Raw genomic sequence first — 12,139 nt, 5'->3', positions numbered from 1 at the left:
GGTCGCCGGCCCGCGCCGCCTCGATGGCGGCGTTCAGCGCCAGCAGGTTGGTCTGCTCGGCCACGCTCTTGATCACGTCCAGCACGCTGCCGATGCGCTGGCTGTCGGCGCTCAGCGCCTCGACGCTGGCGGTGGCCGCGCGCACCGCCTCGGCCAGTCGCTCGATCCGCTCCAGGGTCTGGCGTACCACCTCCTGGCCGACGCTGACCTTGCCGTCGGCGCTTTCCGCCGCCCCCGCGGCTTCCTCGGCGTTGTGCGCCACTTCATGGACGGTGGCGGCCATCTGGTTCATCGCCGTGGCCACCTGTTCGGTTTCCGCCCGCTGGCTGTCGATTCCCAGGCGGGTGCGCGTGGTAACGCCGGACAGCGCCTCGGAAGCGCCGGCAATCCGCCCGACGCCGTCCTGCAACTGGCTGACGATACCGCGCAGGCTGCCGGTCATGGCGCGCATCGCGGCCATCAGTTGGCCAACCTCGTCGCGCCGCTCGCTGTCGACCCGTACCGCCAGGTCGCCTTCGGCGATCCGCTGCGCCACACCCATCGCCTGGCGCAGCGGACGGACGATCAGCAGGCTGATGCCGAAGGCCGCGCCCAGGCCCACCAGCAGCGCCAGCACGGCGGCGCCGACGATCAGCAGGGAGTTTGTCCGCAGGCTGTGGAGCATGGCCTGCTGCTGTGCCTCCCAGCTACGGTCGACACGCGCCATCACCTGCCCGGCGCGCTCGCCCATGGCGGCGTACATCTGCCGCTCCTGGCGCTGGCTGGCGCGGTACTCGGCGAGCTTGTCGGCGAAACCGCGGATATTGGTCAGCACGTCCTTGACCACCGACACGTAGGCATCGTCGGTGATCGCCTGCTCCAGCAGGGCTGCCAGCTCCAGCGCCTCGCGCAGCGATTTCGGCGGCCCCTCCTGCGCATCCGCGGCGCGCGCTTCGAGACGCGAGCGGGCCTCGTCCAGCCCCTGCAGGACCAGGCGATTGACCTGGGCGACCTGGGCCGCCTGCTGCAACAGCGGTTCGCCGTCGCGTCCCTGGCTCTCCTTCAGCGCATAGGCGCCATCCTCGGCCAGGCTGGACTGGAGGATATCGAGGCTGTTGGCGGCGCCGTTCAGCGACCAGCTGGCGCTTTCCCAAGCCAACTGGCGTCCCTGGATGGACTGCTCGAAGCGGCCGAACGCTTCGAGGTATGCCGCCAGCACCTGCTCCACCTCGGCCATGCCAAGCGCCTGGTCGGCGTCGCCGTCGGCCTTGAGCCGGCCCACCCGTTCAAGGGTCGCGGCCAGGCGCTGGCGCAAGCGCTCGGCGTCGCTCTTTTCCCCGTGCAGGGCAAAGTCCTTCTCGGCCTGGCGAACCTCCAGCACGTCGCGATTGATCGCGCTCATTTCCTGCAGGCGCGCGAAGCGCTGCCCCAGCGCATGCAGCGAGAGCACCGCGAGCGCGGCCACCAGCGCGGTCAATAGCAGGACCAGGGTAAAACCGATGGCCAGTTTCTTCGCCGTGCCGAGATCGGCCAGACGCCTGCGCAGCAACCCCAGCATGACTCCCCTCCCCCGTGACGCGCCGTCTGCGTGCGCATTTCCCGCTGTGTCGCGCGTTTTTCGCCGAACCTGAGCGGCCGGGCAAGGTAGTAGCACGATAATGGCCAGGAGAGATATGCGCAGGTCGTTTCCAGGATATCCGGGCTGACGTCAGTCGAGCGCGGAGCCATACTGGGCGCCCCATGGAAAAAGGAGCTTGCCATGCGTCCCGTATTGCCGCTGTTGCTGTCGCTGAGTCTGTGCGCCCCCGCCCTGGCCGACTGGAGCGGCCCGATCGAGCAGCCGCTCTGGTCGTTGCCGGCGGCGCCGGGCCTGTCGCGCTGGCTGATCGTGCACAACCTGTCGAGCGCGGCGGCCGACGGCCTGTACCACGTCGAGGTCCTGGAGCGCCGCCAGGGCCAGCAGCCCTGGCAGTTCCAGCGCCTGGCCGCGCACCTGGCGCTGACCGAACAGGCGCTGCGCGCGAGTATCGTGGCGCCGCTGAAACGCGGCGGGGTGTATCCGGAAAGCTACCAGTTCGCCTATCGCCAGTGGCAGGAACGCCAGGCCGCGGGCCAGGCGCCGGTGTGCCGGCGCACGGTCGACGAGTGCCTGCGGGCGCCGGACTGAGCCCGACTACCTGGGCCGGATCATGCTGAACGTGTCGCGGGTATAGCTGTAGTGGCTGCCGCCCAGGCGACCGACCAGGTCGAGCCTGTCGCTATCCACATGGCGCTCGTCGGCCAGCACGGCATCGTCGACATGGGCCAGCAGCACGCGGGCGAAGATCAGGTGGCAATTGGGGTTCTCCGCCGGATACGGCTTGATCTCCGCCACCTCGCACTCGAAGGCCACCGCCGCCGCGGCGATCCGCGGCGGCGCCACGCGTACGCTGGACACGGTAGGGATGCCGACCGTCTCGATCTCGCTCACGCCATGGGGCAGCCAGGCGGAGGTGGCGTTCATGGTCTCTGCCTGGGCGGCGCCGACCAGGTGGATCACCAACTGCCCGGTGGCCTGGACGTTGCGCAGGGTGTCCTTGAGGCTGCCGTCGTCGCGCAGGCTGACGTTGACCATCAGGGTCGGCGGCTCGTCGCTGATCACCTGGAAGAAGCTGAACGGGGCCAGGTTGCTGGCGCCCTCGGCGGACAGGGTCGAGACCCAGGCAATCGGTCGCGGGGTGACGGTGGAAGCCAACCAGCGATAGGCCTCGGCGGGAGCGATGGTGGTGAAGTCCAGTTGCATGGCGGTCTCGCGGAAATCGACGGAGGGGACGCCGATTATGCCGCAGCCCCGCAGCTCTCGCGACCGTCTGCGCCGCGGCCCTGCGCCACCTGGAGGCAGCGGCTAGACTTACTCTACCCTCACCCAGGAGCCCTGCCATGAACTATCGAGGAAGCTGCCACTGCGGAACCATCGCCTACGAAGTCGAAGGCGACCTCGACCAGGTGATCCAGTGCAACTGTTCACTGTGCAGCCGGCGCGGCTGGCTGCTGTGGTTCGTCCCGCGCGACCGTCTGGCGCTGAAGACGCCGGCCAGCGCGATGCACACCTACACCTTCAACACCCATCGCCTGCAGCATCACTTCTGCCCCACCTGCGGCTGCGCGCCGTTCAGCGAAGGCATAGGCCCGGACGGCCAGGCGATGGCCGCGGTCAACGCGCGCTGCCTGGAGGACATCGACGCCAGCGCGCTCCCGGTACAGCACTACGATGGCCGCAACGCCTGACGCTGGCGCAGGTAGCCGATCACCTCGGCCTGGTTGCCGCGGAACTCGACGCGGTCTTCCTTGCTCTGCCGCTGGAAGGCGTACATCGGGTCGTAGTACTCCTTGAGCAGCCCCTCGATCCAGCCGCGATGGGTATCCACCGAGCCGTCGCGGCCCTGCTCTTCCAGCGCCTGCACGAGGATCGCCGCCAGCCGCTGGTAGCGCTCGCCGCCGAGGCGCTTGACGATGCCGGCGAGGCTCTTCTGCAGGTAGGCGGAGAAGGCGGCGAAGCCCTCCTCCACGCCCACCACGCGCTCGAACTCGCTGCGCAGGTCGATCACGTAGTCCCTGAGGATACGCTCGACACGCTGCTCGAAGGCATCCTCCAGCCAGACCAGCGGGTAGCCCTGCATGCCCTGGTACAGCTCCAGCGGCAAGGAGCAGCTGCCGACGATCCGCCCCTCGTCCTCGAGGACGAACTGGCCGACGCCACGATGACGCTTCTTCAGGATGTCGATGGCCAGGCGGTTCTCGAAGTCGATCTGCGCCGGCTGCGGCGTGGCTCGCCGGCCAAAGCTGGAGCCGCGGTGGTTGGCGTGGCCTTCGAGATCGAGGCTGTTGTCCAGCGCCGCGATCACCTCGGTCTTGCCGCAACCGGTGAGGCCGCCGACCAGCACGAAATCGCACTCGTCGACCGCCGCGCGGGTGGTTTCGAAAAGGAAGTTGCGCAACGCCTTGTAGCCGCCGATCACCCGTGGGTAGTCGATGCCGGCGTCCTGCTTCAGCCACTGCTGGACGATCTGCGAGCGCAGGCCGCCGCGGAAGCAATACAGGTAGCCGTTCGGGTTGGCTTCGGCGAAGGCTTTCCAGGCCGCCAGCCGTTCGGCCTTGAGCGCCCCGCAGACCAGTTCGTGACCAAGGGCGATGGCGGCCTGCTGGCCGTGCTGCTTATAGCTGGTGCCGACCTTCTGCCGCTCGATGTCGTTCATCAGCGGCCGGTTGACCGTGTTGGGAAAGGCGCCCTTGTGGTACTCCACCGGGGCGCGCACATCCATCAGGGGGATATCGTCGAGAAACAGCTCGCGGTAGTGCTGGGTGTTGTCGCGCATTACAGCACCTGTACCGCGAGACTCTGTCGCTCGACCAGTTCGCCGATCGGCGCCAGTTGCAGGCCGAGTTCCGCCGCCACGGCGAGGAACTCCGCCTCGCCTTCCGGAGCCACCGCCACCAGCAGGCCGCCGCTGGTCTGCGGATCGCAAAGCAACAGCTTCTGCACCTCCGGCAGTGGCGCGATGCGCTCGCCATAGCTGTCGAAGTTGCGCAGGGTGCCGCCGGGCACGCAGCCCTGCTCCAGGTAATATTCGGCACTGGCCAGGCGCGGCACCGCGGCGTACTCAACGCGCGCGGTGAGCTTGCTGCCATCGGCCATTTCCACCAGGTGGCCGAGCAGGCCGAAACCGGTGACGTCGGTCATCGCCTTGACCCCGGCCAATCGACCGAAGCGCGCGCCGGGCCTGTTCAGGGTGCACATCCAGTCGCGCGCCACGCCGACGTCCTCGGCGCGCAGCCTGGCCTTCTTCTCGGCAGTGGTGAGGATGCCGATGCCCAGCGGCTTGGTCAGGTACAGCCTGCAGCCGGCCTCGGCGGTGTCGTTGCGTTTCATGAAACGCTTCTCCACCACGCCGGTCACGGCCAGGCCGAAGATCGGCTCGGGGGCGTCGATGGAGTGTCCGCCGGCCAGCGGGATGCCGGCTTCCTCGCAGACCTTGCGGCCGCCGGCGATCACCTCGCGGGCGACTTCCGCGGCCAGCACGTTGACCGGCCAGCCGAGGATGGCGATGGCCATCAGCGGGTCGCCACCCATGGCGTAGATGTCGCTGATGGCGTTGGTCGCGGCGATACGGCCGAAATCGAAGGGGTCGTCGACGATCGGCATGAAGAAATCGGTGGTGGAGACCACCCCGCGCTCCTCGTCGAGGGCGTAGACAGCCGCGTCGTCGCGCGAGGCGTTGCCGACCCAGAGCTTCGGATCGAGGTTCTGCGCGCCGCTGCCGGCGAGGATCACCTCCAGTACCTTGGGCGAAATCTTGCAGCCGCAGCCGGCGCCGTGGCTGTACTGGGTCAGGCGGATCGCCTCGCTCATCGGTGTACTCCCGTGGATGTCGGAAAAGTGCCCATTCTAGCAAAGCCGGCGCCGCCGCCAGAGGGCCGATCGCCGCGCCCGGCTCAGCGCCCGGCGCGCGACTCGCGGATATAGAAGCGCGCCTTCTCGGCCTTGCTGGTGCAGCCCTCGTAGGCTTCGAACTGCTGCTGGGTCTTGGCCCCGGTGAGCAGGGTCAGGGCCTTCGAGTAGCTGACGGTGCCAGCGAAGCCTTCGGCCTTGGCCAGGTCGAGTTCCTTCCAGGCCGCGTCCAGCTGGTCGGCACAGTTCTCCCGGTAGGCGGTCTTGCCGGCGCAGCCGGCCAGGGTCAGGGCAAGGACGGGCAGAACGATCCAGGTTTTCATCGAACGATCTCCGGACAGGGAAAGGGCCGCGCATCGCCGCGACGCACTTGGCGGCGGCCGGGCGACACGCGTATCGTTTTCGCTTCGTCACGCAGTATTGGCAAGGGGTTGCAGATGAGCAAACAGGTCGCCCTGGTATTGGGCTCCGGCGGTGCGCGCGGCTACGCGCACATCGGCGTGATCGAGGAACTCGAGGCGCGCGGCTATGAGATCACCTGCATCGCCGGTTGTTCCATGGGCTCGGTGATCGGCGGCATCTACGCCGCCGGCAAGCTGCGCGAGTACCGCGAGTGGGTGGAAAGCCTGGATTACCTCGACGTGCTGCGCCTGCTCGACGTCAGCTTCCGCCTCGGCGCGATCCGCGGCGAGCGGGTGTTCGGCAAGATCCACGAGATCCTCGGCGAGGTGAACATCGAGGACCTGTCGATTCCCTACACGGCGGTTGCCACCGACCTCACCAACCAGCAGGAAATCTGGTTCCAGGAAGGCTGCCTGCACCAGGCCATGCGCGCCTCGGCGGCGATCCCCAGCCTGTTCACCCCGGTCATGCAGGGCAGCCGCATGCTGGTCGACGGCGGCCTGCTCAACCCGTTGCCGATCGTGCCGGTGGTGTCGGCCCACAGCGACCTGATCATCGCGGTCAACCTCAACGCCACCAACCAGAAGCAGTACCACCTGCCGGTGATCGAGCGTCCGGCAGCGCTCAAGGGGCGCTTCGACAGCATGATCGAGAGCCTCGGCCACAAACTCTCGTTCTTCCGCCGCCACGGCGACGACAATACCCCGCCGGAGCTGAGCGCCGACGCCCTGCTCCATCCGGTTCCGGCGGAATCCGAGGAGCCCGCCGAGCCGCAACTGCAACAGCCGGCCGCGGCGCCGCAAGGCAAGGACTCGCCGAAGTCGGCCAGCGGCACCACGGTGGTGGAAAGCAGCGGTCCGGCATCACTGCTGGAACTGGTCAACCAGAGCTTCGAGGTGATGCAGACCTCGCTGGCGCAGTACAAGATCGCCGGCTACCCGCCGGACATCCTGATCAACGTGCCGAAGCGGGTCTGCCGCTTCTTCGAGTTCTACAAGGCGCCGGAGTTGATCGCCCTCGGCCGGCAGATCGCCAGCGACACCCTGGACCGCTACGAGGAAGACAACGCCTGAGCCTCAGCGGCTGAACTCGAGGACCTCGTAGCCGCCGCGCCGTTCCGGGAACAGCAGGAGGAAGCCGCCGGCGTGCGGGCGCAGCAGCGCGACCACGTCGGACTCAGCCGGCGCGCCGTGGGCCAGGCCACTGAAGGCCACCTGGGGCTCGTCGTTGACCGTGGCGCCGCCGAGGAACACGTAGCGCTGCGTGCCTTCGCGGAACAGGTAGCCGCTGACCCGCTGCGAACCGCTGGTCTTCTCCAGGAACAGGCCGCGGTCGGTACGCCGGATGCGGCACTGGAAGTTCGGATAGCGATAGATGCCGTACTGGTCGGCCTGGGTCGAGCGGCACTTCCAGTCGCCCAGCAGGCCTTTCTCGTCGACGGCGACGACGGGCTGCGCCAGGCTGAGTTCCAGTTGCTCCAGTTCCGGCAGGAATTCCTCGAAGGCACTGTCGTAGTAGCGCTTGTTGATGGCCTCGGCGTCCTGCTCGACGGCCAGCACGCTGCGCTGCTGCTGGTCGCTGGTGTAGCCACGCCAGTCCGGCTCGGCGGCGCCGGCGTGCGCGCAGGCGGCGAGAACGGTGAGGCAGGCGAAGACACGGGAAACGGGAATCGGGCGGGACATGGCGACCATCCTGGCGAGTGGACCGGCGCATCCGGCGCCGGCAAGCGGTAGCCGCAGAACATAGCGCAGCGGCGCCGGGAATTCGAGCGCCACCACGACGGGCGGCGGTTTCAGAAGATCGACCAGCCGATCCGCTCGCTGAGTTTCTCCAGCGCGGCGATACCCGCCAGCGAATTGCCCGCGGCGTTCAGCTCCGGCGACCAGACGCAGACCGTGAAGCGCCCCGGCACCACCGCGATGATGCCGCCGCCGACGCCGCTCTTGCCCGGCAGGCCGACCCGGTAGGCAAAGTTGCCGGCCTCGTCGTAGAGCCCGCTGGTGGCCATGATCGCGTTGACCTGCTTGGTCTGCCGCTCGTTGAGCACCTGCTCGCCGCTGTGCTTGCAGAAGCCCTTGTCGGCGAGGAAGCAGAACGCCCGCGCCAGGTCGACGCAGCTCATGCGCAACGCGCAATGATGGAAATAGCTGAGCAGCACCGCCTCGACGTCGTTGTGGAAGTTGCCGAACGATTTCATCAGGTAGGCCGCCGCCGCGTTGCGCGAGCGGTGCTGGTACTCCGAGCGCGCCACCACCGAGTCCGACACCACTTCCGGGTTGCCGCACAGGCGCCGGACGAAATCGCGCATCGATTGCGCCGGCGCGGCGAAACGCGACTGGTTGATGTCGCAGATCACCAGGGCGCCGGCATTGATGAACGGATTGCGCGGCTTGCCGCGCTCGAACTCCAGCTGCACCAGGGAGTTGAAAGGCTGGCCGGAGGGCTCGTGGCCGAGGCGTTGCCAGATGTCCTCGCCGGAATGCTGGATCGCCTGGACCAGGCTGAACACCTTGGAAATGCTCTGGATGGAAAACGGCCGCAGGGCGTCGCCGGCATGGAACAGCTCGCCGTCGCGGCTGTACACGGCGATCCCCAGTTGGTTCGGCTCGACGCCGGCGAGCGCGGGAATGTAGTCGGCGACCTTGCCGCGCCCGATCAGCGGGCGGACTTCATCGAGAATCTCGTTCAACAGTTGCTGCATGATGACCTTCGTCGTGACACCGGGGCGCCGACCCGGCGCATCCGGGCCAGCGCGAATGCGCGGCATCATAGGCGATGAACGCGCGGGAGGCATGCCCCTCGCGCAGAATTGCGCTGCGCGTCAGCTGTCGCGCAGGCGATAGCCGACGCCCGCCTCGGTCACCAGGAAGCGCGGGCTGGCCGGATCGTCGCCGAGTTTCTGCCGCAGGTGGCCGACCACGACCCGCAGGTAATGGGTGTCTTCGACGTGGGTCGGGCCCCAGATATCCTTGAGCAGTTGCTGCTGGGTCACTACCCGTCCGAGATGGCGTGCCAGCGCGGCGAGCACCGCGTACTCCTTACGCGTCAGCGCCACTTCCGCACCCTCCAGGGTGACCCGGCGATAGGCGAAGTCCACCTGCAACGGGCCGACCGCCACCGCCGCCTCCGGGCTTTCGCCCTGCGCCGCCTGGCGCAGCAGGACGCGCACGCGGGCGAGGAACTCCTGGATGCCGAACGGCTTGGTCACGTAGTCGTTGGCGCCACCGTCCAGGGCCAGCACCTTCTCGCCCTCGCTGGCGCGCACCGACAGCACCAGCACCGGCACCTGCGACCATTCGCGCAGGTCGCGGAGGATGTCCTGGCCGTCGCGGTCCGGCAGGCCGAGGTCGAGCACCACCAGGTCCGGCCGGTTCAGCGCGGCCTGGGCCAGCCCCTCTTCGCCGGTGCCGGCCTCGAGTACCCGGTAGCCCTGGGCATTGAGGCTGATACGGAGGAACTTGCGGATCTGCGGTTCGTCGTCGATCAGCAGGATGCTGTTCTGCAATTGGGTCATGGCACTCGGCACGGCAGGTGAACACGGCGACGAGCCAGCGGCGGCGTCGCGGAAACGGCAGGAATAGCGCGAGCGCGGGCGCCAGGCAAGTGCGCCGGGCTCATTCGTCGCCCTCCAGTTGCCCGAGGTCCGGCTGCGGATGCAGCGGCAGGTGCAGGACCAGCGTGGTGCCGCGACCGTCGAGGCCTTCGCCGACGCTGATGCGCCCGCCGTGGGCGCCGATCATGCCCTGGCAGATCGCCAGGCCCAGGCCGGTGCCCTGGCCACCGCGGTCGCCACGGGCAGCGGTGTAGAACATGTCGAAGATCTTCTCCCGCTCGGCCTCGGGAATCCCCGGCCCCTCGTCGCTCACCGCGAAACGCAGCTCGGCGGCATCCTGGCTGACCTCGATGCGCAACCGGCCGTGGCTCGGCGAGAAGCGCGCGGCATTTTCCAGCACGTTGATCAGCGCCTGTTCGATCAGCGCCGCATGCACGTAGAGCAACGGCAGGTCGTTGGCCACGATCGCCTGCACCCGGTACGGCGCCAGCACCGCGCGCAGGCGGTTCAGCGCGCTGCCGACGATGTCGCCCGGCGCCACCCAGTCGCGCGCCAGCTTCAGGCCACCGTGGCCGAGACGGGTCATGTCGAGCAGGTTCTGGATATAGCGGTCCAGTCGCTCGGCCTCGTCGCGGGTGCTTTCCAGCAGTTCGCGACGATCCGCCGGCGGGATCGCCTCGCCCAGCGCCAGCAGGCTGTCGATGGAACCGCGCATGGCCGTCAGCGGCGTGCGCAGGTCGTGGGACACCGAGGCGAGCAAGGCGCTGCGCAGTTGCTCGGTTTCGCCGTGCAGGCGCGCGGCCTCCAGGTCCTCGGCCAGGCGAGCCCGCGCCAGGGCCTGGGCCAGGGGCTGGCCGAGTGCGGCGAGCAGGCGCCGGCGCTGCGGGCTCAGCGGCTGGCCGTCCAGCGGCGCGACGCCGAGCAGTGCCAGCGGCCCCTCTTCCGCCGACAGCGGCCACCACCACCAGCGTCCTCCGGGCAGCGTGCCAGTACCGAGGCCGGCCGGCTGGTCGTGGGCCCAGGCCCAGTCGGCGGCGACCCGTTCCTGGTCGGCGAGTTGCCGCTGCACGCCGGCCTCGGTCTTCCACTCGCCATTGACCTGACCAAGCAGGCAGACCTCGACGTCCTTCCAGTCGTCGAACTGCTGGGCGGCGGCGGCCAGCACCGCCTGGCGGTCGGTGGCGGCGGTGAGCTTGCGCGACAGCTCCAGCAGCAGGCTGGTTTCCTCCTGGGTATCGCGCAGCGCCTCCAACTGGCGCCGCTGGCGTGCCGCCAGGTTGCCGGTGAGGCCGGCCATGAACAGGAAGAACGCCAGGCTCAGCAGGTCTTCGTGGCGATGGATGGCGAAGGAAAAATGCGGTGGGATGAACAGGAAGTCATAGGCCAGGAACGACGCCACCGCGCACAGCAGTGCCGGCATCAGGCTGCTGCGCACTGCCACCAGCAGCACCGCCATCAGGAACACCAGGGAGATGTTCGGCAGCTCCAGCAGGTGCGCCACGACCCAGGCCAGGCCGCTGGCCAGGGCGGTCGCCAGCAGCGCCAGCAGATAGTCGTTCCACACCACCGGATAGCGTGGCCGCGGTTCCGCCGGGCGCAGGTCGGCCTCGCTGTCCAGGGCACTGATCTCCAGGCCCTGGCCGTCGCGCAGCAGGCGCCCGGCGAGACCACCGCCGAAGGCCCGGCGGTACCAGCGGCGCCGCGACTGGCCAACCAGGACCAGGCTGGCGCGGCGCTCGCGGGCATGTTGCAGGAGGGTCCGCGCCACCTCGCCGGCGCGCAGCACGACGATCTCGCCGCCGAGCCGCTCGGCCAGTTGCTGCGCACCCTGCAGGCGCATCCGCGCCTGCTCGCTGCGCAAGCCGCCGGTATCGACGTGTACCACGCTCCAGGGCAGGTGCCGACGTTCGGCGACCCGGCAGGCGTGGCGCACCAGGCGTTCGGCCTGTTCGTCACCGTCGATGCCCACCAGCAGCCGCCCGCGCAACGCCGGCGCTTCCTCGCCGCGCTGGCGGTAGCGGTGGTTGAGGTCGGCGTCGACCCGCGCGGCGGCGGTCTGCATCGCCAGTTCACGCAGCGCGGTGAGGTTGGTCTGCGAGAAGAACGCATCGATCGCCGCCCGCGCCTGTTCCGGCACGTAGACCTTGCCCTCGCGCAGGCGCTCCAGCAGCTCGCGCGGCGGCAGGTCGATGAGGACGATCTCGTAGGCCTCCTGCAACACCCAGTCCGGCACCGTCTCGCGGACCTGCACGCCGGTGATGTCGCGGACCTGGTCGTTGAGGCTCTCCAGGTGCTGGACGTTGACCGTTGTGTAGACGTCGATTCCCGCCGCCAGCAACTCCTGGATGTCCTGCCAGCGCTTGGCGTGGCGGCTGCCGGGAACGTTGCTGTGGGCCAGTTCGTCGACCAGGGCCAGCGCCGGCGGGTCGGCGAGGAGACCGTCGAGGTCCATTTCCTGCAGTTTCATCCCTCGATACTCGAGGCTGCGCAGCGGCTGCTGCGGCACGCCTGCGAGGAGGGACTCGGTTTCCGCCCGCGAGTGGGTCTCGACCACCCCGGCGCGCAGTTTCACGCCCTGGCGCAACTGGGCCTGGGCGGCCTGCAGCATGGCGAAGGTCTTGCCCACCCCCGGCGCCGCGCCGAGAAAGACTTTCAGGCGGCCGCGCCCGTCAGCGGGCAGGTCGGCCAGCAGCGCGTCGGCGCGTGCGGTGTCGGTCATGGATCGGTCGTACTCCGTTGCTCTGCGCCGCGCGGGGCGGACGATCGCCGGCGATCAT

12 protein-coding genes are annotated in these 12,139 nt (G+C 68.9%); 3 read left to right on the top strand and 9 right to left on the bottom strand.

Features of this window, described 5'->3' with window-relative positions:
• Nucleotides 1-1,537: methyl-accepting chemotaxis protein (locus tag HMPREF2914_RS23390; protein WP_070702862.1), on the bottom strand; the 1,537-nt coding region annotated here is incomplete at its 3' end.
• A 201-nt stretch (nt 1,538-1,738) separates the two neighbouring features.
• On the opposite strand from HMPREF2914_RS23390, the gene HMPREF2914_RS23385 reads away from it, so the two are divergent.
• Nucleotides 1,739-2,146 (top strand): DUF5086 domain-containing protein, encoded by a 408-nt coding sequence (locus tag HMPREF2914_RS23385; protein ID WP_003087555.1) that lies wholly within the window; start codon nt 1,739-1,741, stop codon nt 2,144-2,146.
• Between the two features lie 6 nt (nt 2,147-2,152).
• Here HMPREF2914_RS23385 and HMPREF2914_RS23380 read toward each other — a convergent pair whose 3' ends face one another.
• Nucleotides 2,153-2,761 (bottom strand): flavin reductase family protein, encoded by a 609-nt coding sequence (locus HMPREF2914_RS23380; protein ID WP_003087553.1) that lies wholly within the window; start codon nt 2,759-2,761, stop codon nt 2,153-2,155.
• Nucleotides 2,762-2,898: 137 nt separating this feature from the next.
• On the opposite strand from HMPREF2914_RS23380, the gene HMPREF2914_RS23375 reads away from it, so the two are divergent.
• Entirely contained in the window at nt 2,899-3,246 is a 348-nt protein-coding gene (locus HMPREF2914_RS23375) for a GFA family protein (protein WP_003087550.1), read from the top strand.
• On the opposite strand, the gene mnmH is transcribed toward HMPREF2914_RS23375, so the two are convergent.
• From mnmH to HMPREF2914_RS23360, 3 genes are all read right to left on the bottom strand, one after another.
• Complete coding sequence (gene mnmH / locus HMPREF2914_RS23370; protein WP_003087548.1) at nt 3,225-4,334, bottom strand: tRNA 2-selenouridine(34) synthase MnmH; 1,110 nt, start codon at nt 4,332-4,334, stop codon at nt 3,225-3,227. The two genes, HMPREF2914_RS23375 and mnmH, sit on opposite strands and share 22 nt — an antisense overlap.
• Entirely contained in the window at nt 4,334-5,368 is a 1,035-nt protein-coding gene (gene selD / locus HMPREF2914_RS23365; RefSeq protein WP_003087546.1) for a selenide, water dikinase SelD, read from the bottom strand. The genes mnmH and selD overlap by 1 nt, the downstream gene beginning before the upstream one ends.
• An 83-nt stretch (nt 5,369-5,451) precedes the next feature.
• Nucleotides 5,452-5,730, bottom strand: coding sequence for a hypothetical protein (locus tag HMPREF2914_RS23360; protein WP_003097836.1), 279 nt, complete (start codon nt 5,728-5,730; stop codon nt 5,452-5,454).
• 114 nt (nt 5,731-5,844) lie between these two features.
• Between HMPREF2914_RS23360 and HMPREF2914_RS23355 the strand changes: the two genes are divergently transcribed.
• Complete coding sequence (locus tag HMPREF2914_RS23355; protein WP_003087542.1) at nt 5,845-6,882, top strand: patatin-like phospholipase family protein; 1,038 nt, start codon at nt 5,845-5,847, stop codon at nt 6,880-6,882.
• Nucleotides 6,883-6,885: 3 nt separating this feature from the next.
• Here the strand turns inward: HMPREF2914_RS23355 and HMPREF2914_RS23350 are convergent, their stop codons facing one another.
• The 4 genes from HMPREF2914_RS23350 to HMPREF2914_RS23335 all read right to left on the bottom strand — a co-directional run bounded on the left by HMPREF2914_RS23350 (nt 6,886) and on the right by HMPREF2914_RS23335 (nt 12,081).
• Complete coding sequence (locus HMPREF2914_RS23350) at nt 6,886-7,491, bottom strand: DUF4893 domain-containing protein (RefSeq protein WP_003110632.1); 606 nt, start codon at nt 7,489-7,491, stop codon at nt 6,886-6,888.
• Nucleotides 7,492-7,601: 110 nt separating this feature from the next.
• Nucleotides 7,602-8,510: a glutaminase B gene (gene glsB, locus HMPREF2914_RS23345; protein ID WP_003087537.1), complete on the bottom strand. Its 909-nt coding sequence runs from the start codon at nt 8,508-8,510 to the stop codon at nt 7,602-7,604.
• Nucleotides 8,511-8,630: 120 nt separating this feature from the next.
• Nucleotides 8,631-9,323, bottom strand: a complete 693-nt coding sequence (locus HMPREF2914_RS23340) for a response regulator (RefSeq protein WP_003087534.1) — start codon at nt 9,321-9,323, stop codon at nt 8,631-8,633.
• A gap of 100 nt (nt 9,324-9,423) precedes the next feature.
• Nucleotides 9,424-12,081 (bottom strand): sensor histidine kinase, encoded by a 2,658-nt coding sequence (locus tag HMPREF2914_RS23335; RefSeq protein WP_022580601.1) that lies wholly within the window; start codon nt 12,079-12,081, stop codon nt 9,424-9,426.
• Between the last annotated feature and the right edge of the window lie 58 nt (nt 12,082-12,139).

Source organism: Pseudomonas sp. HMSC067G02 (genome assembly GCF_001813485.1).
Lineage (GTDB): Bacteria > Pseudomonadota > Gammaproteobacteria > Pseudomonadales > Pseudomonadaceae > Pseudomonas > Pseudomonas aeruginosa.
Note: the sequence above shows the minus strand (reverse complement) of the source record. Positions and strands in the feature narration are given on the sequence as shown.